The following is a 21819-nucleotide window of genomic DNA, read 5'->3' as shown; positions in this document are numbered from 1 at the left end:
TTATTCTCCTGTGACCTTGAAGCCATCGCTCACCAGCATGACGTGATGGGGTTGATACTGACGGGCAATGCTGCCACGTAGCTGGGTAGTTGGGCGAACCTGGTAAGCATCTGGTCCGCCGTCATCTTTCTCCCAGGTGCCGATGGGGCGACTGACCGGCATCACATCCGAGGTCCAGATGCCGTAGAAGATCGTCTCTACCGCGTTCCACTGACCATAAGTGACAGATAGTCCTGAATTGAATGGGAAGTAGCGGGTGTCGAGGGCAATGGGGTTATCCCGGGTCAGGGTCATGATGCCGTAGAATTCCTGCTGGCTGGGGGCGCGCCAGTTGGAGAGGCCGCATAGCTTGCTCTGGTTGACCTGGCTTATCTGGCGTTTCAGGTTGCAGCGGCTGCGGTCACTAGCCAGAGCACCACTTTGCGGGTCATAGCAGTTGCCGTTGAAGGCGTTGTTGCTCTGGATATCGTCATAGGCAAACAGGCTTTTGTCATCGTGCAGGGAAGATTCGCCATCCTTGTGTTGTACCTTGGTCTCCCACACCAGCCCACTCAGGGCGTCGGCCACGCAGGCAAACGGCATCTGTTTGTAGGAGAGATCCTGGCGTGGCAGGGGTTCTCCCCGGTTGTCCAGCTTGATGTAGCGAGCGCCGAGCACTCCATCCAGATTGCTGTTGACCGCTTGTCCACTCAAGGGATCGCAGCGGCTATCCAGGTCCCGGCCACGCTTGCCATCATCCAGCCCCATGCTGTGGGTGATACGGGTATCGGCCACATGCAACTGCCCGGCTCGGTAGGTCAGTGGGGCACTGATGGTGCCACCCTCGCTCATGACCCGGATCTGATAATTTCGATAGGGTTGCAGTCCGCTCAAGGTAATGCGGGTCTGTTCACTGCTACGCAACTGCCCGGCCTGATCCATCCGGGTAAACGGCGTCTCTCCCCAACCGATCTGATAGCGGGAAACGCCCGCTTGGGGCAACCAGCCCAGCGTCACCCAGTGATTGCCATTACGCTCTTTCCCCTGGCCGAGAATTGCCAGCCCGATCACCTGATCTGATAACACCTCCTGCTGGCAAACCGGGGCGATTGGGCTATTCGGGTAGAGAGTGATCCAGCTGCCCGGCGTGCTGTTGCCCGGGTAGAGCGGGGCATCTGTTTCGGAGTTGCGAATAAACGCCGCGGCATCCTTGAGCAGATGAGAGATGTTCTTGTCTGTACTGGTATTGAACAGCGGGCCAAGACCGCTATTGTCGCCGATGGCACTCTGCAGCTTGAAGATATCCGGGATGACGTTATTACGCCCATAGAGGGCATATTCGTTGGTCATATTCATCTCCAGCCAGCTGAGCAGTTGCAGATGAAAGGCACTGCCCTCGATGAGGTTGACGGGCTGGTTCCAAAGTTCCCCCTCTGCTTGCAGGGCAATCATGGCGGCCAGCATCTCCAGCTGATGCCTCGGTAGGGTATTGAATTTTTGGGTCAACTCATCAAGGGTCCATGCTTGCCAGCCGGTCATAGCAGAGCCCATACCTGGGTTGAGGGTGCTTTTTAGCAGCAGAGCCCACTGCGCCGTGGTGGTATAGCCCACATTGAGGCGCGGGTATTCGTTGGCGCCGAGCATGCCATCGCGATTTTCATCGCGCTTGACCAGCTCGCAGAAAGAGCCGAGCACCGAGCGCAGTTCCACCTCACTCTTGGCATCCTGTACCACCAGGGTCAGGGTGTCTTCCATCAGATCATCACTGGTCTCGCTGCTGCCCGGTTTGCAACTGGCGAAGCTGTTGTTGAGGTCAGCGAGCGTGAGAGTGATGCTGTACTGGTTGCCCTGCTTGATAGGAAGAGACTCTTGCATCTGACCACTCTGGGCCATTACCGCAAGCCGCTGTGGCCGAATGGGGCGCTGGGGTTTGAAATAGTGGGCATTGAGCCCATCGTGGTTGGGTTTGGCACCGATCTCTACCGATACCGATGCTTCGCTCAGACGAGAGGGGAATTGTCCCAGCAAGGTCAGTTTGCGCTGTGGGTAGAAGGTGGTGAGCAGCTGGTAGGTCGCTGTACGGGTATCCAGTTTCTCCATGGCAGCGAGGGCATCGTTCAGCCGGGCTTCGGCGTCGTCAGGTAATGTTGTGCCTTGGCTGGTGGCCAGTGTCGTCAGGTGTTCAAGCAGGGTGGATGTCGGGTTTGACTGTTGCTGGCTGACCAGTGCAGTTGCCAGTGCACTGAGTTGCTGGGCCGGCAGCGGCATATCGCCGTTCAGGGTCAACTGCAGCAAGGCGGTCAAATCTCGGGCAAAACGGTGATTGAGATGAGGGTTACTGAAGAGCTGGCCAGAGACATCCTGTTTTCCCTCCTGTTTTTGCAGCGCCGCCATGATGCTCTGATATGCCAGCGGCATGGGGGAGAGGTGCAGGCGAGGGCTCTCTTGCTCGGTGATGATGCCATCCCCGTTTTGATCCTGTTTGAGCAGTTGTGTCAGCGCAGGCAATTCACTGCTGAGGGATAGCCCGCTGTTCTGACGGTGGCTGGCGACAAGGTGCAGCGCCTTGTCTTGCGGCCATTGGCTCAATTTCAGTTTGAAGCCGAAACTGCCATCAGCCTGAGCGCTCTGGGTGACGCAGACCTTGTCGGCACAAAGCTGAAGATCAAATTGCCCACCCTGGTCGTGAGTCAACGGCAGTGCGCCGGCCAGATCCAGCGAGGTGGGTGGGGTGGGCTGTGTCGTCTCCGTTGTTGGTTGGCCCGATTGGTCTGGTGCAGTTGTTCCCGAGCCGCTACCTGAGCTCCCTCCGCTGCTACTGCTGGTGCTTCCTCCGCTGGCAGTACCTCCAGCTGTGCCCGGGTTGTTGCCACTTCCGCTATCCGGTGTGGTGGGTTGCTGGTTGCTACCGCTTCCTCCGCTGTTGCTTGCGTTATTTCCCGCCTGCTCGGGGCTGCCCAGCTCTGCCTTGCATGCCAGCAATGTGGCGCAGCAAAGGAGCAATAGCAGTGGTTTCGTTGTCCTGAACACGTTCGACTCCGTTATTGTTGTTTAGATTATTAATCTGCCAAGTCCGGTTTTTAGCGCGTAAATGAAACCCATTGCAGATGCTTTTGCTGTTAACTTAGTTAGATTTGCAAATTCACTCTGCGAATTATTTCATTTGGTGATAATGATATTGATTCTCGTTTGTGATCTCAATATCATCTTGTCGTTGTTTAATTTCAGGCATAAAAAAACAGGGACAAAAAATGACGATGCGAGTTTGGGATTACCTTCGTGACTACCTGAAGGATGAAAGCGGTGCCACGGCCATTGAGTACGGCATCCTGGCTGCCGGGTTGGCGGCCGGGATCCTGGCCATATTTGGCTCGGACGGGATCTTCATCACGGCGTTGAAAGAGAAGTTCACCGCCATTGTTGCCGGGTTGAATATGGACGCGGCTGGCAAGTGATGGCGTGGGGGCAATGGCTCGCCACATTGATGGCCTGCTGGTGTCTGGTCAGTGATCTATTCGAACGGCGGATCCCCAATCTTGCGGTGCTGGTACTGGCTCTCTGGGTTGGCTGGTTGTTGCCGTTCAATCCGCTGTCACTGGTGTTGGCCATACTGACCTTGCTGTTGGGGCTGGTTGCCTATCACCGAGGCTGGTGTGGCGCCGGGGACAGTAAATTGCTGGCGGTCTGCCTCTATGGGGCAGGCGAGCAATGGCCCGAATTATTGCTGTTGATGGCTTTCTCCGGTGGCCTGCTCAGCCTGGTGTGTTTGATCCATAGCCGCCTGCGCCCTTCACCCAATCCAACTACTGTGCCTTATGGGTTTGCCATCCTCTGGGCGGCAGCTCTGACCACACCTCTATTTATGTAGTCACACCTTATGAAGAAACTCTTTTTGCTTATCGCTGCACTGCTGGTGCTGGCGGCGATGCTGGCTACCTTGTGGCCAGCTGAACCTGCGCCGCAGAGCGGTGCATCCCCACGGGATCCGCCAGCAGAATCGTTGGCGCCGGATCGGGTGGCCCAAGTGCTGGTTGCCGCCCATCGGGTACAGGCCGGCTCTTTCATCCATCCCGAAGATCTAGGCTGGCAAGCCCTTCCCGAAGCCGAAGAGAGGAACCTGCCGGGTCTCTTTCTGTTTGGTTTTACCGATACCAAGGCCCTCAAAGGGAGTCTGGTGACCCGCACGCTGGAGGCGGGCCAGATAGTCTCTGCCGATGATCTGGTTCGTCCCGAGCAGAGTCACTATCTCTCCGCCATGATGGCGCCGGGCATGCGAGCGGTGACGCTGGCGTTGGGGAGGGAGGCGGCCAGCCACGGCCTGATCCGGCCCGGTAACCGGGTGGATGTGATCCTCACCAGCAAGCATGCGCGTCAGCACAATGCCCAAGGGGCAGAGGTAACCAGCAATCAGTCGGCCGAGATCATTCTGACCGATATCAAACTGCTGGCCATCGATGCCCAGGTGACCGATATCGCCGCGCTCAACGGCAATCCTGCGGCACAGGATAACTTCGACCAGGTCGCCGTGACCTTCGAGTTGCCCCCTCGGGCGGCAGCACGCTTGTTGCTGGCACATCGCTTGGGAGAGCTGGCTCTGGTACTGCGTTCGGCACAGAGCGCACCGGCGGGCAGCCCTGCGATGGCGCTGCCGGAGGGGAGTCTGATATGGGCTGAACAGGTCGCTCGCGGCCAGAACCCGAGAGCCATTCCAGGTCATGGGGTCAAGATCAGTTATGGCGACGGTAACGACCGAACCCGTCAACCCTAATCAACACAGAAAGGAAATGATGTTGCGAACATTTGTCATATTGCTCGCCATGCTGCCGCTCTGGGCCGCAGCCGCCGAGAGCCTGACGCTCACTCCCGAGCAATCCACCCTGCTTAATTTTGATGAACCTGTGCTGGATGCCTTTGTTGCCAATTCGGAGTTGGTCAGAGTGCACAGCCCCTCTGATCAGCAGTTGCTGATCTATGGCCGCAAGGTGGGCCACACCGATCTGGTGGTGACCGCCCTCGATGGCCGAACCCTGGGTCACTATCGGGTAACCGTCGTCGCTGACCTCGCACCGCTTGAACAGCTGGCCCGTCAGCATTTCCCCCAGAGTCAGCTCACCTTTAGCGAGTCGGGCGGTGCCATCGTAGTGGCAGGAGAGGTGACCAGCCCGCTGCAGGCGCACGAAATCCTCAGCATGGTGGAAGGCTTTGCCAAGGGACTGCAACCACAATCCGTCGCCCAGAGTACGGTGATGGCCCCTTCGCCTCCGGCGGGTAATCAGGATGAAGGTGCAGCTGTCGCCGGTGGGGGCAGCGGTCAGTACGCCAATGTCATCAACCAGCTGCGACTGGCCGGATCGGATCAAATCAACATATCGGTGCGCATCGTCGAGATGCAGCGTACTACCAGTGAACAGTTGGGACTGCGCTGGAGCGCGATGGGTGAGTATCTGCAGTTGGGTGTCTCGCCGGGTAACCGTTTCCCTAAGCCGCTGGAGCGAGGCAGCTGGACCGGCAAGAAAGATGTGGTTTACATCAACGCCATCATCGATGCGCTGGTGGAAAACAGCCTGGTCAATGTACTGGCCGAGCCCAACCTGACGGCCAAATCGGGAGAGGCGGCGACCTTTATGTCCGGCGGTGAGTTCCCCTTTCCGGTTGGCAACGGCGATAACGGGCCCGAGATCGAGTTCAAGAAGTTCGGCATCTCGCTGGAGCTGACGCCGACCCTGCTGGACAACAATCGCATCAGCCTGACGGTCTCCCCGGAAGTATCGACCCTGAGCCGGGAGAACAGCGTCACCATTGCCGGGGTCGTGGTACCGGGCATCGAGACGCGTCGTACCACCACCACCATCGAGCTGGCTGACGGCCAGAGCTTTGCGCTGGCAGGTTTGGTGCGCAGCCATCGCAACCAGAATAACGAAGCGCTGCCCTTCCTGGGAGAGATCCCCGGGCTGGCCCCCTTCTTTGGCAGCAACAGCTTCAAAAATCAGGAGAGCGAGCTGGTGATCATCGCCACCGCCCGTCTGGTGCAGCCCACCAGCGATCCCCTCTCCCTGTCGACGCCGCTGGATCACTACCGGGCTCCGAGTCGCTTCGAGCGACTGTTCTTCACCGACATGGGGTCAACCCAATTGCTGGCGGCGCAGACAACCCGCCTGTTCGGCAACTATGGCTACAGCTACTGAGGAGGATGACCATGTTGAAAGAGACGCTGTTGCTGGCCATGACGTTGCCGCTACTGGCTTGTACCACTCCACCTCCGGCTTCCCCTCTCAAGGATCAGTTGCAATTCCGGGTTGCCCCGTCGCAGTTGCAACAGCAGTTGCAATGGCAACTGGCCCCTTTGGCCAATCGGCTGGAGGCGGGCTCCGTCACGCTGCAGATCAGCGGGCCGCAGCCAGCAAGCCATGCGCCAACGCTGGAGGCGCTGCGCCAGCAGCTGGCTCAGTGGCTGGCGCTCGATACCCGGCTCATCTTCACCCCGACCGGGCAAGGTGACTATCAGGTGCAACTCGATGCCACCTTGCAGCCGGATAGCTGCCGTTATACCAGAGGCGGGGCGTCAGCCCCTGTCAGCGCCTGTCTGGTGCTGCGCAATCAATATCGTGCCCAAAGCCATGGCGAGCACTGGGCTCGTGGTGCCCGTTATGACGGCAGTGGTAGCGCCCTCGATGCCGGCGCGGTACAGCGCCTCTATCAGGGCAAGGCCAAATCGGCCAAGAAACAGCAGACGACCGGGGAGTAAGTCATGAGTGAACAAGCCAAACGGCTGGTGGCCGTGACGCGCCAGCCTGCCTTGAGTGCCGGGGTCGAGCGGGTGATAGCCGGATTGAGCGATGTGGAGCACCTGCAACTGACGGGCTCTCTGGCGGAGGCCAGATCGCACTGTCTGGCTCACGGTGCGCCCGATATCCTGCTGGTGGAAGTGGAAAATCAGCAGACGCTGGCGGCTGATCTGGCGGCGCTTGCCGAATGTTGTCCACCTCAGATGCGACTGGTGCTGCTGGGGGAGCGGGGAGATGTCGCCCTGTTTCGCTGGTTGATCTCGGTGGGGGTGGATGATTACTACCCGGCGCCACTGGATCCTGATGCGCTTCGTGCAGGTCTGTTGCGTCTGCTGGGGGTGCCGCTGGTGACCTCCTTGCGCAAAGGGAGAGTGATCTGTGTCGTGGGTGCCGCGGGTGGCGTGGGCACCAGTACTGTCTGCGCCAATCTGGCACTGGAGCTGGCAGAGCAGCATCACCGTCAGGTGGCCCTGCTGGATCTCAATCTTTATCACAGCCGTCACCCCATTTTGCTGGGCAGCGACTATGCCCCGCCCGGCGAGCAGTGGTGGCAGGCGACCGATCGGTTAGATGGCACCCTGCTGGCCCACACCGCTCATCAACTCGGGCCACGGTTGTTCCTTTTCTATGACGAGGGCGCTGAGCTGGTGCTCGGCGCCGAGCAGTTGGTGGCCGCGGTCAATGTGATGGCGGAGCACTACAGCACCCTCATTATCGATGTGCCGGACCAGCGCAGCCATGGGTTACGCGCCTTGCTGCAAGAGGCAGATGTGGTGATCTGGTTGCACGATTTCAGTCTGGGGGCATTGCGACTGTTGGGGAACTTGCCCAAAGGGGGGCAGGCTCAACGTCACCTGCTGGTAGGCAACCATTGCCGCGGCAAGGAGGGGCGAGTGCCCGCCACGGAGCTGGAGCGGGTCTGTGGTCAACCTCATGCCGCCGTATTGCCTTATGACCACGGCGCCTTTGTGCGAGCCGAGCGGGCCGGTATGGCGCTTATCAAGCAAAAAAGCAAACTGGCCCGAGCAATCAAGTGGCTGGCAGCCGAGCTGGTTGGCACTCAACCTGCGGGACGCCGCCGGGGAGGATTGCGCTGATGTTCGGACAAGCCAGCAATCGGCAGCCGCCGGTACAAGGGGCGCTGCTGACCATGTCTGAGGCCGCGCGCGAGGCGTTTTACGAGCTGGTGGAGCCCTCGGTGGCCGCCACCTTGCCCCGTGATGCATTGCTTGAGCGGGTCGCAAATGCTCTCGATCAGCTCTCGAGCCGCCGCATGCTCCCTTATAACCGTCAGGAGTTGCTCCTGCTGGGGCGGCAACTGGTGGACGAGATGGTGGGGGTCGGGCCGCTGCAACCCCTGCTCGATGATCCCGAGGTGTCGGACATTCTGGTCAATGGTCCGGACAAGGTCTATGTGGAGCGGCACGGCAAGCTGGTGTTATCGGGGGTGCGCTTTCGCGACCGTCAGCATGTGTTCAATGTGGCGCAGCGGATCGTCAATGCGGTGGGACGGCGGGTGGATGAGTCCACCCCCATGGTGGATGCCCGTCTGGCCGATGGCAGCCGGGTCAACGTCATTGCACCGCCGATCGCCCTGTGCGGCACCTCCATCTCCATTCGCAAATTCCCGAGTAGCCGCCTGACGTTGGCTCATCTGGTGGAGAAAGGGGCATTGTCGGACGCCATGGCCCGCTTTCTCGGTCTGGCTGCTCGCAGTCGTTTCAACGTGTTGATCTCGGGGGGGACGGGGTCGGGCAAGACCACCCTGCTCAACGCCCTGAGCAAGCACATCAACGACGACGAGCGGATCATCACCATTGAAGATGCTGCCGAGCTCTCTCTTGAGCAGCCGCACTGGGTACCGCTGGAAACGCGCAACGAGAGTGCCGAAGGCAAGGGGGAGGTGAGTGTGCGGGCGCTGGTGCGCAATGCGCTGCGGATGCGGCCGGATCGGATCATCTTGGGGGAAGTGCGCGGCGCCGAGGCGTTCGACATGCTGCAGGCGATGAACACCGGCCATGACGGTTCACTCTGCACCCTGCACGCCAACACCCCGGAAGATGCGCTGCTGCGCCTGACCAACATGTTGCAGATGGGGGCGGAGCGCCTCTCCGAGCAGATCATTCAGGCCCAGATCGCCAGCGCGGTGGATCTGGTGGTGCAACTGGAGCGAATGCGCGATGGTCAGCGCCGCATCACTGCCATCAGTGAAATCACGGCGCTGGAGGGAAGCCAGATCAGGATGCAACCGGTGTTTCGTTTCGTGCTGGAGTCCGAGCTGCACGGCAAGTTGCAGGGGCGCTTCATGGCCCATCCGCTCTCGGCCGGGGTACAAGAAAAGGCCCGTCAGGCGGGCCTGCTAGCCGAGTTGCAGGCGTGCATGGATGAAGATGGGGAGGAGGACGCATGAGTATGCTGTTATCCGTCTGCCTTGGCTGGGGGGCGGCTTGTCTGCTGCTCTGGCAGTGGCAGAATCGGCGTGAAGCCTGGCTGCAACAGAGCCAGCGTTATGGCGGGCAACCGGAGTCCCGGGAGGCGGCGCGTCCCTTGCCCCAGTGGTATCAGCAGATGGTGACCATGGTGGGTCAGGAACAACTGACACGCTGGTGCTGGCAGGGGCCGGCAGGCGCCGCACTTGCCTGCATCTTGCTGGTCGCCAATGGCATGCCGCTTTGGCTGGCGTTGTTGCTGGCGGTTGGCGGGGCACTGCTGCTTGGTCTGCTGCTCTATCAACAGCTGCAACAGCGTGCGCTGGAGCAGTTTCGCACCGGCCTGCCCGAGGTGATTGACGGGATGATCCGGGCGCTGCGGGTGGGGGCGCCGCTGGCCGATATTTTCCAGCAAGTGGCACGGCAGCAGCGCGGCTTGATGTCACGGCTGTTTGCCCAGATGCACGACGAGTTGCAGGTGGGGCAACCGGTAGCGCAGGTGATGCGACAGGCTGCAAACAGGGTCACGGTGGCCGAGTTCCAGTTTCTGACCATAGTGCTCAGCCTGCAGCAAGAGACCGGTGGTCGCCTCTCCGACGTGTTGGCACAACTGGTCGAAACCCTGCGTGCCCGTCAGACCCTGGCGGCCAGCATCCAGACCATCACCGCCGAGAGTCGCAACTCTGCCAAGGTATTGGCCGCTCTGCCTGTCATCATCCTGCTGGTGCTGTTCAGTACCGGGCGGGAGCACTTTACCTATCTGATGACCACGGCCAGCGGCCAGTGGGTGATGGGGTATGTCTCAATCAGCGTGGCGGTGGGGCTCTGGCTTATCCGCCGGCTCACGCGTCTGCAGGGGTAGGTCATGGCTGTTACCCAACTATTCGCATTGGCACTGCTGTCGCTTGCGCTTGCCGCTGTGACGGGCTGGTACGGTTACCGGCAACAACAACAGTGGCAACAACAGTGTCGCCGTTATGCCACTCTTGCCGCGGCAAAGGTGCCGGGGCGTGAGTGGCTGGCGTGGTGCGGCCGCGGTTATCCGGTGGGCGGCCGCGAGCAGGCACGTTTGCAGCAGTTACTGGCGCAAGCCGGGATCTTTGCCAGCCAGGGTTTTGATCGGTTACGGGGTGCCAAGCTGCTGGGGGGGCTGGGGTTGGCCATCATGGTGCTGACATGGCGCCTGCTGGTTGCCCCGGCCGATGGATTCACCCTGATGTGGGTACTGATGGCCTATGTGGTAGGGGCCGGTTTGCCGGAGCGCTGGCTGCAGTGGCGGGCCCGCAAGGTCAAGGCGGCTCAGCAGAAGGTGGTGCCTGATGCCATCGACCTGCTGGTGATCAGTGTCGAGGCGGGGCTTGCGCTGGATCGGGCGTTGCTGCGAGTGGGTCACTATCTGGAGGCGTTGGAGCCGGGGCTTGCCCGGCAATTCTTGCGTACTCATGCCGAGATCCAGATGCGCGGCGATCAGGCCTGCTGTCTGGCACGGCTTGCCTGGCGGACCGGCTTGCCCGAGCTGGATCGTCTCGCCAACACCTTGCAAATGGCTCAGCAGTACGGGTCGCCATTGGCCGAGACCATGCGCACCATCAGTCAGGAGGCGCGCCAGATGCGGAGACTGGCACTGGAGGAGCAGGCTGGCTCCCTGCCGGGCAAGATCACCCTCATCCAGATGGCGCTCATCATGTTGCCCATGCTGGTGCTGATCATTACCCCCACCCTCAATTTGTTGATCAACAGCCTGCGTTGAGCAGGTGATGGAATCGGATATGAAATCAAGCTATTACCTCATTTTTATCTCGCTGCTTCTGCTGGCGGGATGCAGCAGCCATGGTGATGCATCGGCGCAGAGTCAAAGCAATGGCATGGCGGTGGCCAAGGCCGCTTTTGATTCTGCCCAGTATGAGAAGGCTGAACGCCTCTATCTGGCGCTCTTGAGCAGTGATGCCTCGCTGGAAGAGGCGCAGCTGATGCTGGCGCGAACCCGTTATCAGCAAGATAAAAAGCAGGCCGCACGCGATGGCCTGCAACAGCTGCTCGACCGCGCTGGCAAGCAGGCACCGGAGGCGGCCAATTATCTGGGCAAGTTCCTGCTCGATGATGGGCGCACGGAGCAGGCCGCAACCGCTTATCGTCAAGGACTCGCTTTGCCGGAGCTGACACCGTTGGCACGGGCCCGGCTCAGCAACGGGCTGGGGGTCGCCAGTCTGCGGCAGGGGGCGTTTGCCAAAGGGCGTGCGCTGTTTGAGGCGGCGGTTGCCGCTGCTCCGGATGAGCCTGACTATCGGGGCAATCTGGCATTGGGCTGGCTGATGGAGGGGAACCGGATCGCTGCTCGTCAGGCCTTCGAGCCGCTGTTGCATTATCAGAGCCTGCCACCCCAGGTGGAGATGAACTACGCCCTGCTGCTGCTGGCCGAGGGCAATGAACCTCAGGCTCGCCTCATCCTGTCGCGCTTTCTCAGTGCCAGCCAGCTGGAACACGATATCCGGCTGCTCAAGGCGCAACTCAGAGGGCAGTCTGTGTGAATCATCAGCGTGGCGTGGCCAGCATCGAACTGGTGATCATCTTGCCACTGCTGCTGGCGTTGTTGTTGCTGGTGGTGGATGTGCTGCGGATACAGCTGCAATACAGCACCCTGGAGTATGGCCTGCGCGCTGCATTGCGGGAGCTGCAGGCCGAGTCGGCCGCAGGGCGTATCCCCTTGGCTGGCGCAATTCGGGAGCGGTTACTCAAGCAAGGGCACGGTGAATTGGCCGGGGTGGAGGTGACTGTCAGGCATCATGTGTCACTTGCAGCCATGTTGGGACAACAAGAGGGGGGACTGGATCCTGGCAGTGACACCCGTGCGCCTGCCGATCCCGTGCTGGAGGTGACTGCCAGACTTCGCCCCCGTTTGCTGCTGACCCCGAGCTGGCTGGTGGCCGATCGCCAGCTGGGTTATCAGAGCACCTTGTTGTTGCTGACTGACCGGTTGCCGGCAGGTGGTGCAGGATGAGCAGAACCATCTCTCGACCCGCACAAAACAGAGGGAGCATCAGCATCGAGGCGATGCTGTTTATCCCCGCGCTGCTGGCCCTGCTCAGTTTTGGCAACGAGGCATTGCAACTGCTGCGCCTTGAACAGCGGTTGCACAATGTGGCCTATAACGTGACGCAGATCGTGACCCAGCAAGGGGTCACGCAGGATGCGGCGGCAGTTTCCCAGCTGGCGTTTTATCAAGGATTTGTGCAGCAGCAACTGGCGGCTCTACATGGTGGGCAAGCGGCGTTGACCATAGAGCAGTACAACAGCGCCAGTGGTGAACTGTTGCCGCTGTTGCAGGGAAGTGGCTGTGCTGGGCAGGGCAATTGGCCGCCGCTGCGGGTTGGCACCTTGATGCGGGTGACCCTCTGCTATCGCCCGGATTTGGACGGGGGGGGCATGTTTCGCCGCCTGTGGGGCGATCGTGCGTTGACCACCCACTTTATTCAGGAGGTTCACTGATGCCACTATTGTCTGAACAGCGTGGCGGCTTATCTCCGGCATTCGCATTGATGCTGGTCGGGGTATTGGCGCTGACCGGGGTCGCCATCGAGCTGGTGCGCGGTTACAACGGCCAGAGTCTGCTCAGCGCCGCTGCCGATGCAGTCATCTACTCTGCGGCAGATAGCGACACAGCCTTGCAAGATGCCCAGGCGCTGATGCAGGCCAATCTGAGCGGGCGTAACATGCAGGTGGCTACTCCCCGCCTGAACCAGGGAGAGCAGGGGGCGCAGGTGATCTTGCAGGGAAAAGTTCCCGCTCTGATGGATCTCTCGGCGATAGAGGAAGGGGAGGAGGGGATGCCGATTGCGGCGGCTGCGCGTGCCAACAGTGCACGAAGCCGGATCGAAGTCGCGCTGGTGCTGGATATTTCCGATTCCATGTCAGGTGCACCCATGAAGGCGATCAAGCAGGGCCTTGTCGAGTTTGGCGAGGTGCTGTTTGGTCGCGAGCGGCGCAATCAGGATCGGGTGGTCAGCATCATTCCCGCCACCGGGCTGGTCAATATCGGCGATCATCCCGAGCTGTTTCATCCTGAAAGCATCGAAATTCCCTTCGGGTTGCGGACGCTGGCAGAGGAGCGTGGTTGGCTCAATCTGTTGTCGCGAGAGGTGCCTGGGCGTCAACGCAAGGCATTCTGTGCCAGATTGCCAGAACATGTTGATGGTATCGATCGGGTGGCAGAGGTCACGCCCGGCTGGATCCGCAAACTGGAGCAGGCCCCGCGGGATGAACTGAGGCCCCATCTTTTTTACAGCACCAAGCCCCCCCCCATTGCCCGTTATGGCGATGGGACGCCCTTGCTGGCCTTTGCGCCAAAAGAAAATCCGCTGGATCGCTATCTGGAGAACCGCCGTGACAAGCTCGGCATCTTCGATGGTCCGGATTGCGGGGTGAGCCCCATTCAGGCGCATCTGGCGACCCGTGCCGACTATCGTCAGGCGCTTGATACCCTCTATGCCGCATTCAATACCAACACGGCAGAGGGGGTGATGTGGGGTTGGCGGCTGCTTTCACCAGAGTGGCAGGGACGCTGGCGGCAGGGGGCGGCAGCTTTGCCGCGCCCATATGGGTTACAGGATAACCGCAAGATCATGGTGCTGTTTTCCGATGGGGAACACATGACCGAAGCGGCATTGCGGGATCGCAAGCAGTTGCTGTTATGCCGGGAGATGAAACGCAAGGGGATCCAGATCTATACGGTGGCATTCGAAGGGGATACCCGTTTCGTGGCCCAGTGTGCCAGTGATCGCTCCCTGGCCTTCAAAGCAACCAAAAGCAATATTCGTACTGTGCTGACCCGGTTGGCGAGCTCCATCAACGATGTCGTGTTGACGAAATAATGCAAAGAGGGGCCTGATCGGCCCCTCGCTATTCAAGGTGTTAACAGGGTCACATCGCCGCGCGGAAGATGGCAACGATCTCTTCGTGGCTCGCCTGTTTCGGGTTGGTGAAGCCGCAGGCATCTTTCAGGGCGTTGCTGGCCAGGGTATCGAAGTCATCGGCCTTGACGCCGAGCTGCTCCAGACCGGCCGGGATCTTCACATCCAGCGCCAGCTGCTTGATGGCGGCAATGGCAGCGGCGGCGCCCTGCTCGTCGTTCATGGCGCTCACATCCACCCCCATGTAGCGGGCCACATCCTTCAGACGAGCCGCGCTCACCTGGGCGTTGAACGCCTGAACGTGGGGCAGCAGCACGGCGTTGCAGACACCGTGGGGCAGGTCATAGAAACCGCCCAGCTGGTGGGCCATGGCGTGCACATAGCCCAGGCTTGCGTTGTTGAAGGCCATGCCGGCCAGGAACTGGGCGTAGGCCATCTGCTCGCGGGCGTGCAGATCATCGCCGTGGTGAACGGCGGTGCGCAGGTGCTTGGCAATCAGCTCGATGGCCATCACGGCGCTGGCATCGGTCACCGGGGTGGCGATGGTGGAGACATAGGCCTCGATGGCGTGGGTCAGGGCATCCATACCGGTGGCGGCGGTGAGACCAGCCGGCTTGGCCAGCATCAGCTCGGGGTCGTTGACCGACATCAGCGGGGTAACGTGCTTGTCGATGATGGCCATTTTCACGTGGCGCGCTTCGTCGGTGATGATGCAGAAGCGGGTCATCTCGGAGGCGGTACCGGCTGTGGTGTTGATGGCGATAAGCGGCAGTTGCGGTTTGGCGGAGCGATCCACCCCTTCGTAATCCTTGATGCTGCCACCGTTGGCGGCGACCAGCGCGATGCCCTTGGCGCAGTCGTGGGGCGAGCCGCCACCCAGCGAGATGACACAATCGCAGCCGTTGGCCTTGATCATCGCCAGACCCGCTTCGACGTTGCTGGTAGTGGGGTTGGGTTTGGTCTCATCGAAAACAGCGCTTTCAATACCATGTTCAGCCAGCAGGGTGGTGAGCTTGGCGACCACGCCGATCTGGTTGAGAATTTTGTCGGTGACGATCAACGCCTTGCGATAGCCGTAACCCTTGATATCGGCGGCAGCCTCTTGCAGACAGCCGGCACCCATCAGGTTGATTGCGGGAATATAGAATTTGAATGTAGCCATGATGGACTTCCTATAGTTAGCCATTAAGTGGTAGTTAAGAGCTAGGCTACCATCTAGAAAGGGATACAAAAGCATCTTGTTTACAACTTTACGGGGTCGATCACGAGTCGTTAATTAAGCGCTGAACCAGGCTTGACTTTCCTGCATCTGACTCGATTGACAGAAAAACGTTTGTCAATTATTTCATTGAGTTAGCAAACGTTTTGCGCAATGTTTGTCACTGTCAATGCGTGGAAGTGTGAGGCGCTTCAAGGAATTGGAAAGCGCTTTCGACCATAGTTGGCGCCTCCCCGAAGAGGGGGGTAAAGGCTTGAAAGTATCATAAAGAATCATCTTAACTTGTGCCCTGACCATGCTGGCAGGGGGCAACCAGGAGTCCAATATGTCTGATGTATTTCACTTGGGTTTGAAGAAAGCGGATCTGCAAGGCGCCACCCTGGCGATCGTCCCCGGTGACCCCGAGCGCGTGAAGCGTATCGCAGAGCTGTTGGATAACCCGGTGCACCTGGCCAGCCATCGTGAATTCACTACCTGGCGCGGCGAGATGGACGGCAAGGCCGTGATCATCTGCTCTACCGGTATCGGTGGCCCGTCCACATCCATCGCGGTAGAAGAGCTGGCCCAGCTGGGCATCCGCACCTTCCTGCGTATCGGCACCACTGGCGCCATCCAGCCGCACTTGAACGTGGGTGACGTGATCGTGACCACCGGTTCCGTGCGCCTCGACGGTGCCAGCCTGCACTTCGCACCGATGGAGTTCCCGGCTGTTGCCGACTTCGACTGCACCACTGCGCTGGTGAACACCGCCAAAGAGATGGGCTCCAAGCTGCACATCGGTGTGACTGCCTCCTCTGACACCTTCTACCCGGGTCAGGAGCGTTACGACACCGTATCCGGCCGCGTAGTGAGCCGTTTCCAGGGGTCCATGAAAGAGTGGCAAGCCATGGGCGTGTTGAACTATGAGATGGAGTCCGCAACCCTGCTGACCATGTGCTCCAGCCAGGGCCTGCGTGCCGGTATGGTGGCTGGCGTTATCGTCAACCGTACCCAGCAAGAGATCCCGAACGCCGAGACCATGGCGAAGACCGAATCTGATGCCATCAAGATCGTACTGGGCGCTGCCCGCAAGCTGATCTGATAGCACCACAAAGAGTGGGGGGTGGGGGCCGTTGCGAAAGCGCGGCCCCTATCTTTATCCGCCGTTTACCGCCTTTCCTCTCCCGTCACGCCTTTCACTGATCCCGTCGCACTCGCGCTTATTGTTCCTACTTGTTGCACTTAAAAAGGCGCAGCACAGCGTACTTGCATCGGCTCGCCGCTCACCGGATGAGCAAAATCCAGCTCGCTGGCATGCAGCATCAGCCGCGGCGCCTGTTCGCAGCCGGGGGGAAGCAGGCCACCATAGAGATCGCAACCTAGGATGGGGTGGCCCAGCAACTGACTGTGGATGCGCAGCTGATGGGTGCGGCCGGTCTCCGGCACCAGTCGTACCCGGGTCAAAGGCACGTTCTGCCCCTGTATCTGCTGCGCCAGCCGCTCAATCACCTGATAGCGGGAGCGGGCGGGTTTGCCGCTGGCGGCGCAGATCTTCATCAGCGGAAAGAGGGCCGGATCCTTGGCGATGGGGGCATCGATAAGCCCTTCGTCGTCAGCCAGATGGCCGCACAACAGGGCGCTGTAGGCTTTGCTTACCGCCCGCTGACTGAACTGCTGGCAGAGCAGGGCATTGATGGCCTTGTTTCTGGCCACCACCATGATGCCTGAGGTGCCAAAATCTAGGCGATGCACCAGGGTGCAGCCGGGGAAATCCTGCACCAGTCGATAGTGAACCGAGTCGAGGTTCTGCGGGTTCTTGCCCGACAGACTCAGCAGGCCGCTCGGCTTGTTGATGAGCAGCAGGTGCTCATCTTCGAACAGGATCTCGATGGCGGCCTTGCAGGGCGGGGCAATAAAGGTGTCGACGATAACGGACATAGGTGGCACAGGCTGGAAACGGGGGGCGATCATACCCGAACCGGCGCGGCCGGGCGAATGGGTGGTGCGCAGCCTCGGAAAATGAACGGCATGACGCCATGCAAACTTTTGATAGTGAGCCGTGTTGAGCGAGGTGGCGTGCCGTGCAAACCGCCCAGGTTAGCAATAAGGCCCCGTTTTGTGACTCCTTCCCGAGTTCATCCGAAGCTTGCTTGTTAAGGTATGGCTCCCTGTTATGTTGTAAGGACCCTTTCCATGGCACTGCCCGTTATTCTCGATTGTGATCCCGGCCACGACGACGCCATTGCCCTCATTCTGGCGCTGGCCAGCCCTGAACTTAAGGTGCTGGCGGTCACCACCAGTGCGGGCAACCAGACGCCGGACAAGACCCTCAACAATGCCCTGCGCATCCTCACCTTGCTGGGGCGCGACGATATTCCGGTGGCGGCCGGGGCACCGAAACCGCTGGCCCGCGAGCTGATCATCGCCGACAACGTTCACGGCGAATCGGGTCTCGATGGCCCCAAACTGCCGGATCCCGCCTTTGCACCGCAGGGGATGACGGGGATCGAGCTGATGGCCAAATGTCTGCGCGAGAGCGCGGAGCCCGTGACTCTGGTGCCGACCGGGCCGCTGACCAATATCGCCCTGCTGTTGGCTGCCCACCCCGAGCTAAAACCCAGGATTGCCCGCATCGTATTGATGGGGGGCGCCGCAGGGGCTGGCAACTGGACGCCGGCGGCGGAATTCAATATTTATGTCGATCCGGAAGCGGCCGATATGGTGTTCAAGTCGGGCATCCCAATTACCATGTGTGGCCTCGATGTGACTCATGAGGCGCAGGTGATGGACGAGGATATCGAGCGGGTGCGCGCCATCACCAATCCGGTGGCCCAGTGCGTGGCCGGGCTGCTCGACTTTTTCATGATCTACCATCGGGATCCCAAGTGGGGATTTGCTGGTGCACCGCTCCACGACCCCTGTACCATTGCCTGGTTGCTGGCTCCCGAGCTGTTCCACGGGGTTGAGTGCCGGGTCGATATCGAGACCAGCGGGGTGCATTCCGTGGGGATGACGGTGGTGGATCGTTATGGTCTGACCGGCAAGCCAGCCAATGCGCTGGTATTGTTGGGGCTGGATCGTCCGGGCTTTATCGATCTGCTGGTGACGCGGCTGCGGGCGTTTGACTGAGCGCCGGTTCATTTTTGCAAGAAGGGGCGGGGAATGTGGAAGAGAGGCTTGGTGCTGCTGGCCGGGTTGCAACTGACAGGCTGTGCGACGCCATTCGAGCGGATGTGGCAGGGGCTGGCGACCTGTGAATTTACCGATCTCTATGTGGATGAGACGGGCAGGGCCGCCAATCTACAACTGGCCAACTACACCCCCTACAAGGTGAGCGACGGCTTTGCCTGGTACAAGTTGCACGAGGAGCTACACGGCTTGCCGGTGGTCGGCTTTATCGTGCCCGCTTCCAGCTTCGAAGTGCATGCTCTCTTTGTCGATACCCCCATCGCCAATGCCCGCCGGTTGACCCACAACGCCTACGGCAGCGAGTTTGGCGACGAGCAGAAGCATGACGAGGGCTCAGCCCCTCTGCTTTTGCGCGATCCCAACAACCCCAAGCGCTCCATCATCGACTGCACCCGCGGCGAGTCTGACGGGGAGCTTGAGGATTCGGCCATGCCCGAGTAGGGCCACCTGTCACGCCATCGGCCTGAAAAAAGAGGGGCCAGCCTTGCCGGCTGGCCCCTCTTTTTTATTGTTGCTTAGCGCCCTGATCAGGGATAGCTCAGCGTCTTCTTGATAAGCGGCAGTTGAGCCTTGATCCATGCCGGATTGCAATAGGTTCCCCAGTCGCAGGCCTGACTCGACATCATTTCAGGGATAGCTCAACGTCTCTTTGATAAGCGGCAGTTGAGCCTTGATCCACGCCGGATTGATGGGCCCCCAGTCGCTGATGCGGTAGTGCCCCTGCAGGTGGCGAGCCCCCTCGGTCTGCTCGAAGGCGCAGCTGATATCGAGTTCGGCCAGCGCCGTCAGGGTATCCTGCGCGGTGCGGCGCGGCATGCCGGTTGCCTCCATGATGGCAGGCACCGTATCTGTGCCCTGACTGATCAGCCAGGCCACGTAGAGCCGCCGGTAGAAGCTGGTGCGGGTCTTGCTCGGCTCACTCATAGCTCGTCCTCAAGACGATCGAAGTAGCGCCAGGTCGCAATGGCTGCCTTGCCCATCACCAGCGCCCAGAGGCCGAACCAGAACCAGCGGAAGAAGCTCCAGGTGGAGGCGTCAGGCTCTGTGCTCTCGATCTTGGTGACGTTGGGGAACATGGAGAACATGTTCACGCGCCAGCCGTAGGAGGTGATGATGGCCAGGCGTTTCTCGAACTCCATCGACTTGGCCTTGGCCTGGACGTCGGCGGCGTTGAATTTGAAGTAGAAGGGCCAGCCCCACTCGGTATCTTCATTGCGAAACACCCGGATCTTCTCGCCGGGGCGCTCGGTGTAGATGTAGTAGACATCGGTGGTGGGGCCGTCAGCCGGGTTCTTCTGGCTGATGGGGCCATCCTTGTCGGTGCGCTTCACCTCGACCCCGGTGATGGTAGCGATGGTGTGCTCCGGCAGGTAGTAGTCGAGCCAGGCGGCGGAAATGAGGGCGATGAGCCCCAAGGCGATAAAAGCGGGTTTCTTGAATCTCAGGCTCATGGTGTGCTCACGTGAGGGGGAGTAACGTGCCTCTACCATACTCACATTTGCCCCCTCAGCCCAGCCCCTTATGGCACCAACGGCCAAAAAATGGCGTTTAAAACAGAGACAAAGCCATTGCTCCATCAACAAGAAAGGCCCTTGCGGGCCTTTTTGTCTGGTTCACTTTGTGCGCTTACAGCTGGAATTGGGCCAGCTGCTTGCGTTGCTGCTCGGCGAGCTGGGAGAGTTCGTTGCTGGCACTGGCGCTCTGGCTGATGCCGGCGGAACTCTGGCTCACGATCTCGTGAATATTGGTGATGTTGCGGTTGATATCGGCGGTAACGCAGGACTGCTCCTCGGCGGCGGTGGCGACCTGGGCGTTGGCGTCGTTGATCTGGCGCACTGCACCGGTAATGCCGCTTAGCAGATCCTGCACCTGAGCGGACAACCGCTGGTTATGGCTGAGGATCTCCAGAGTCTCCTGTACGCCGTTGTTGGCGGATTGGGACTGGCTCTGCAGCCGCTCGATGATGGACTGGATCTCCTTGGTGGAGTCCTGGGTACGGGCCGCCAGCATTCTCACTTCGTCGGCCACCACCGCAAAACCACGACCCGTTTCACCGGCACGGGCCGCTTCGATGGCGGCATTGAGCGCCAGCAGGTTGGTCTGCTCGGAGATCCCCTGAATCACTTCAATTACCTTGCCGATCTGCTCGGACTGGGATTTGAGCTGAGCCACGATGGAGGCGGCATCTTCCAGACTGCCCGCCATCCGGCTGTTGGCGGCGATGCTTTCGGTAAAGAGGGCGAGCCCCTGTTCGACCCGGCCATTGGCATCCCGCGCCAGCTCATCGGCGATGGCTGCGTTGTGGTTGACGTTGTCAGCGGTGCTGGAGAGTTCGGTCACGGCGGAGGCGACCTGTTCGATCTCGCTGTGCTGCTGCTTTGCATTGGCCTCGGACTGGGTCATCACGGCGGCCAGCTCGGTGGCGGCGGAGGCGACGCTGTTGCTGATCCCGGTCAGGTTCTCGATGGTGTTGCCGAGCTGGGTAAGGGTGAGGTTGATATCTTTGGCCAGACGGGTCAGCTCGTTGTTGCCCTCCGCTTTGGCGCGCACGTTGAAGCGCCCTTGCGCCACGGCGTGCATCACTTCTTGCAACTGACCGATGGGGCTGACGATACGCCCGGAGAGGACCCAGCCACAGATCAGCGCTGCTAGCAGGGTACCGGCGGTGAGCAGCAGGGTACGCAGCAGGGTGGCGTCGTAGTGGGCCTGCTCTTCGGCCAGCTCTTGCTGGATCAGCTGGTTGATGTGGGCGGACATGCTGTCTATCTGCTTGATCAGCTGTTCACCCAGCTCGCGGAAATGGAGGCGAGCCGCCTCGTAGGCGACCGGATCGCCGCCACCCTGATGTTTTTGCGCCAGCAGCGGCAGCATGTTGCTGCGGGTATGGTTGAGGTAGGCCTGCAGAGCGGCAGCGACCTGACGGTTATCCTGCTCGGCACCGGGAAGCACCAGACGGCCGAGGATGGCGTTGATCTCCTGCTCGGCGCTGTTGAGGTTTGCGGGCAGTGCGGCAAACAGCTTGGCATCGTAGAGGCCATAGATGGCGCTGGTGCGCAGCCGGTAGGTGGCGTGGATCAGTTTGGCAATATCGTCCTTGTTGCGCACCACGCTCTGGGTCGTCTCATCTATGTCATTGATGGCTTCATCCAGACCCTGTTTGCTGATGGCGATCATCACCATCATCAGCAGGCTGGCCAGCAGCAAAGGTATCAAGACCTGGACACGTATTGATAGATTATTCAATGACATAAATGGCTCTAATCCGGAATTGGAGGAGCAGACATCTTACACATGCACGTCAGGAGCTGTCACAGGCTTTTATTGCTGAAATG

At 60.2% G+C, this 21819-nt stretch carries 22 protein-coding genes; 16 read left to right on the top strand and 6 right to left on the bottom strand.

The annotated features are described in order from the left end of the window. Window positions 1-3009: a fibronectin type III domain-containing protein gene (locus ACTG20_RS15980; protein ID WP_194495920.1), complete on the bottom strand. Its 3009-nt coding sequence runs from the start codon at window positions 3007-3009 to the stop codon at window positions 1-3. A 221-nt stretch (window positions 3010-3230) separates the two neighbouring features. Between ACTG20_RS15980 and ACTG20_RS15975 the strand changes: the two genes are divergently transcribed. Genes ACTG20_RS15975 through ACTG20_RS15915 form a run of 13 tightly spaced genes read left to right on the top strand, consistent with a single transcriptional unit; the run spans window position 3231 to window position 14061 of the window. Continuing rightward, a complete protein-coding gene (locus tag ACTG20_RS15975) occupies window positions 3231-3434 on the top strand; it encodes a Flp family type IVb pilin (protein ID WP_005350403.1) in 204 nt (67 codons plus the stop codon). Further along, entirely contained in the window at window positions 3434-3847 is a 414-nt protein-coding gene (locus ACTG20_RS15970; RefSeq protein ID WP_185716067.1) for a prepilin peptidase, read from the top strand. The genes ACTG20_RS15975 and ACTG20_RS15970 overlap by 1 nt, the downstream gene beginning before the upstream one ends. Before the next feature lie 9 nt (window positions 3848-3856). Further along, entirely contained in the window at window positions 3857-4747 is an 891-nt protein-coding gene (gene cpaB, locus ACTG20_RS15965; RefSeq protein ID WP_040066030.1) for a Flp pilus assembly protein CpaB, read from the top strand. Between the two features lie 19 nt (window positions 4748-4766). Further along, a complete protein-coding gene (locus ACTG20_RS15960; RefSeq protein WP_194496054.1) occupies window positions 4767-6164 on the top strand; it encodes a type II and III secretion system protein family protein in 1398 nt (465 codons plus the stop codon). An 11-nt stretch (window positions 6165-6175) separates the two neighbouring features. Further along, window positions 6176-6724 (top strand): pilus assembly protein FlpD, encoded by a 549-nt coding sequence (locus ACTG20_RS15955; RefSeq protein ID WP_194495922.1) that lies wholly within the window; start codon window positions 6176-6178, stop codon window positions 6722-6724. A gap of 3 nt (window positions 6725-6727) precedes the next feature. After that, window positions 6728-7861 (top strand): AAA family ATPase, encoded by a 1134-nt coding sequence (locus ACTG20_RS15950; RefSeq protein WP_194495923.1) that lies wholly within the window; start codon window positions 6728-6730, stop codon window positions 7859-7861. Further along, window positions 7861-9174: a CpaF family protein gene (locus ACTG20_RS15945; protein ID WP_194495924.1), complete on the top strand. Its 1314-nt coding sequence runs from the start codon at window positions 7861-7863 to the stop codon at window positions 9172-9174. Before ACTG20_RS15950 ends, ACTG20_RS15945 begins: the two co-directional genes overlap by 1 nt. After that, entirely contained in the window at window positions 9171-10055 is an 885-nt protein-coding gene (locus ACTG20_RS15940; protein WP_194495925.1) for a type II secretion system F family protein, read from the top strand. Before ACTG20_RS15945 ends, ACTG20_RS15940 begins: the two co-directional genes overlap by 4 nt. A gap of 3 nt (window positions 10056-10058) precedes the next feature. Next, window positions 10059-10943: a type II secretion system F family protein gene (locus ACTG20_RS15935; protein WP_194495926.1), complete on the top strand. Its 885-nt coding sequence runs from the start codon at window positions 10059-10061 to the stop codon at window positions 10941-10943. A gap of 7 nt (window positions 10944-10950) precedes the next feature. Continuing rightward, entirely contained in the window at window positions 10951-11721 is a 771-nt protein-coding gene (locus ACTG20_RS15930) for a tetratricopeptide repeat protein (protein ID WP_167570200.1), read from the top strand. Further along, the gene (locus ACTG20_RS15925) at window positions 11718-12191 is read left to right on the top strand and encodes a TadE/TadG family type IV pilus assembly protein (RefSeq protein ID WP_005359316.1); all 474 of its coding nucleotides are present in this window, start codon (window positions 11718-11720) and stop codon (window positions 12189-12191) included. Before ACTG20_RS15930 ends, ACTG20_RS15925 begins: the two co-directional genes overlap by 4 nt. Further along, window positions 12188-12679 carry a pilus assembly protein FlpK gene (locus ACTG20_RS15920; protein WP_194495928.1) on the top strand — a complete coding sequence of 164 codons (492 nt, stop codon included), beginning with the start codon at window positions 12188-12190 and terminating at the stop codon, window positions 12677-12679. The genes ACTG20_RS15925 and ACTG20_RS15920 overlap by 4 nt, the downstream gene beginning before the upstream one ends. Beyond that, window positions 12679-14061: a vWA domain-containing protein gene (locus ACTG20_RS15915; protein WP_194495929.1), complete on the top strand. Its 1383-nt coding sequence runs from the start codon at window positions 12679-12681 to the stop codon at window positions 14059-14061. Before ACTG20_RS15920 ends, ACTG20_RS15915 begins: the two co-directional genes overlap by 1 nt. A gap of 49 nt (window positions 14062-14110) precedes the next feature. Here the strand turns inward: ACTG20_RS15915 and yiaY are convergent, their stop codons facing one another. Further along, window positions 14111-15262: an L-threonine dehydrogenase gene (yiaY, locus tag ACTG20_RS15910; protein ID WP_005337978.1), complete on the bottom strand. Its 1152-nt coding sequence runs from the start codon at window positions 15260-15262 to the stop codon at window positions 14111-14113. Window positions 15263-15644: 382 nt separating this feature from the next. On the opposite strand from yiaY, the gene udp reads away from it, so the two are divergent. After that, on the top strand, window positions 15645-16400 hold the full coding sequence (udp, locus tag ACTG20_RS15905) for a uridine phosphorylase (RefSeq protein WP_005337975.1): 756 nt from the start codon (window positions 15645-15647) through the stop codon (window positions 16398-16400). Window positions 16401-16540: 140 nt separating this feature from the next. On the opposite strand, the gene ACTG20_RS15900 is transcribed toward udp, so the two are convergent. Further along, the gene (locus ACTG20_RS15900) at window positions 16541-17269 is read right to left on the bottom strand and encodes an RluA family pseudouridine synthase (protein WP_194495930.1); all 729 of its coding nucleotides are present in this window, start codon (window positions 17267-17269) and stop codon (window positions 16541-16543) included. A 222-nt stretch (window positions 17270-17491) separates the two neighbouring features. Here ACTG20_RS15900 and rihA point away from each other — a divergent pair, with 222 nt between their 5' ends. Together rihA and ACTG20_RS15890 are read left to right on the top strand one after the other, a co-directional pair. After that, window positions 17492-18427, top strand: a complete 936-nt coding sequence (rihA, locus tag ACTG20_RS15895) for a pyrimidine-specific ribonucleoside hydrolase RihA (protein ID WP_194495931.1) — start codon at window positions 17492-17494, stop codon at window positions 18425-18427. Between the two features lie 33 nt (window positions 18428-18460). Further along, entirely contained in the window at window positions 18461-18928 is a 468-nt protein-coding gene (locus ACTG20_RS15890; protein ID WP_194495932.1) for a hypothetical protein, read from the top strand. 186 nt (window positions 18929-19114) lie between these two features. On the opposite strand, the gene ACTG20_RS15885 is transcribed toward ACTG20_RS15890, so the two are convergent. The 3 genes from ACTG20_RS15885 to ACTG20_RS15875 all read right to left on the bottom strand — a co-directional run bounded on the left by ACTG20_RS15885 (window position 19115) and on the right by ACTG20_RS15875 (window position 21736). Continuing rightward, window positions 19115-19411 carry a winged helix-turn-helix domain-containing protein gene (locus ACTG20_RS15885; RefSeq protein WP_005337957.1) on the bottom strand — a complete coding sequence of 99 codons (297 nt, stop codon included), beginning with the start codon at window positions 19409-19411 and terminating at the stop codon, window positions 19115-19117. After that, entirely contained in the window at window positions 19408-19938 is a 531-nt protein-coding gene (locus tag ACTG20_RS15880; protein WP_005350438.1) for a DUF1523 family protein, read from the bottom strand. The genes ACTG20_RS15885 and ACTG20_RS15880 overlap by 4 nt, the downstream gene beginning before the upstream one ends. 175 nt (window positions 19939-20113) lie before the next feature. After that, entirely contained in the window at window positions 20114-21736 is a 1623-nt protein-coding gene (locus ACTG20_RS15875) for a methyl-accepting chemotaxis protein (protein ID WP_194495933.1), read from the bottom strand. Window positions 21737-21819 lie beyond the last annotated feature (83 nt).

The sequence above is a fragment of the Aeromonas sp. 84A genome (genome assembly GCF_051919345.1).
In the GTDB taxonomy this organism is placed as follows: Bacteria; Pseudomonadota; Gammaproteobacteria; order Enterobacterales; family Aeromonadaceae; genus Aeromonas; species Aeromonas veronii.
The sequence above is the reverse complement of the archived record's forward strand: the minus strand, read 5'-3'. Positions and strand labels throughout refer to the sequence as shown.

What these genes read in the sequence shown, in the direction of transcription:
- cpaB (WP_040066030.1), top strand. Translation starts at nt 3,857, where the DNA reads ATGAAGAAACTCTTTTTGCTTATCGCTGCACTGCTGGTGCTGGCGGCG.
- ACTG20_RS15930 (WP_167570200.1), top strand. Translation starts at nt 10,951, where the DNA reads ATGGAATCGGATATGAAATCAAGCTATTACCTCATTTTTATCTCGCTG.
- ACTG20_RS15950 (WP_194495923.1), top strand. Translation starts at nt 6,728, where the DNA reads ATGAGTGAACAAGCCAAACGGCTGGTGGCCGTGACGCGCCAGCCTGCC.
- udp (WP_005337975.1), top strand. Translation starts at nt 15,645, where the DNA reads ATGTCTGATGTATTTCACTTGGGTTTGAAGAAAGCGGATCTGCAAGGC.
- ACTG20_RS15960 (WP_194496054.1), top strand. Translation starts at nt 4,767, where the DNA reads ATGTTGCGAACATTTGTCATATTGCTCGCCATGCTGCCGCTCTGGGCC.
- ACTG20_RS15880 (WP_005350438.1), bottom strand. Translation starts at nt 19,938, where the DNA reads ATGAGCCTGAGATTCAAGAAACCCGCTTTTATCGCCTTGGGGCTCATC.
- rihA (WP_194495931.1), top strand. Translation starts at nt 17,492, where the DNA reads ATGGCACTGCCCGTTATTCTCGATTGTGATCCCGGCCACGACGACGCC.
- ACTG20_RS15875 (WP_194495933.1), bottom strand. Translation starts at nt 21,736, where the DNA reads ATGTCATTGAATAATCTATCAATACGTGTCCAGGTCTTGATACCTTTG.
- yiaY (WP_005337978.1), bottom strand. Translation starts at nt 15,262, where the DNA reads ATGGCTACATTCAAATTCTATATTCCCGCAATCAACCTGATGGGTGCC.
- ACTG20_RS15900 (WP_194495930.1), bottom strand. Translation starts at nt 17,269, where the DNA reads ATGATCGCCCCCCGTTTCCAGCCTGTGCCACCTATGTCCGTTATCGTC.
- ACTG20_RS15915 (WP_194495929.1), top strand. Translation starts at nt 12,679, where the DNA reads ATGCCACTATTGTCTGAACAGCGTGGCGGCTTATCTCCGGCATTCGCA.
- ACTG20_RS15890 (WP_194495932.1), top strand. Translation starts at nt 18,461, where the DNA reads ATGTGGAAGAGAGGCTTGGTGCTGCTGGCCGGGTTGCAACTGACAGGC.
- ACTG20_RS15955 (WP_194495922.1), top strand. Translation starts at nt 6,176, where the DNA reads ATGTTGAAAGAGACGCTGTTGCTGGCCATGACGTTGCCGCTACTGGCT.
- ACTG20_RS15975 (WP_005350403.1), top strand. Translation starts at nt 3,231, where the DNA reads ATGACGATGCGAGTTTGGGATTACCTTCGTGACTACCTGAAGGATGAA.
- ACTG20_RS15945 (WP_194495924.1), top strand. Translation starts at nt 7,861, where the DNA reads ATGTTCGGACAAGCCAGCAATCGGCAGCCGCCGGTACAAGGGGCGCTG.
- ACTG20_RS15935 (WP_194495926.1), top strand. Translation starts at nt 10,059, where the DNA reads ATGGCTGTTACCCAACTATTCGCATTGGCACTGCTGTCGCTTGCGCTT.
- ACTG20_RS15970 (WP_185716067.1), top strand. Translation starts at nt 3,434, where the DNA reads ATGGCGTGGGGGCAATGGCTCGCCACATTGATGGCCTGCTGGTGTCTG.
- ACTG20_RS15885 (WP_005337957.1), bottom strand. Translation starts at nt 19,411, where the DNA reads ATGAGTGAGCCGAGCAAGACCCGCACCAGCTTCTACCGGCGGCTCTAC.
- ACTG20_RS15920 (WP_194495928.1), top strand. Translation starts at nt 12,188, where the DNA reads ATGAGCAGAACCATCTCTCGACCCGCACAAAACAGAGGGAGCATCAGC.
- ACTG20_RS15940 (WP_194495925.1), top strand. Translation starts at nt 9,171, where the DNA reads ATGAGTATGCTGTTATCCGTCTGCCTTGGCTGGGGGGCGGCTTGTCTG.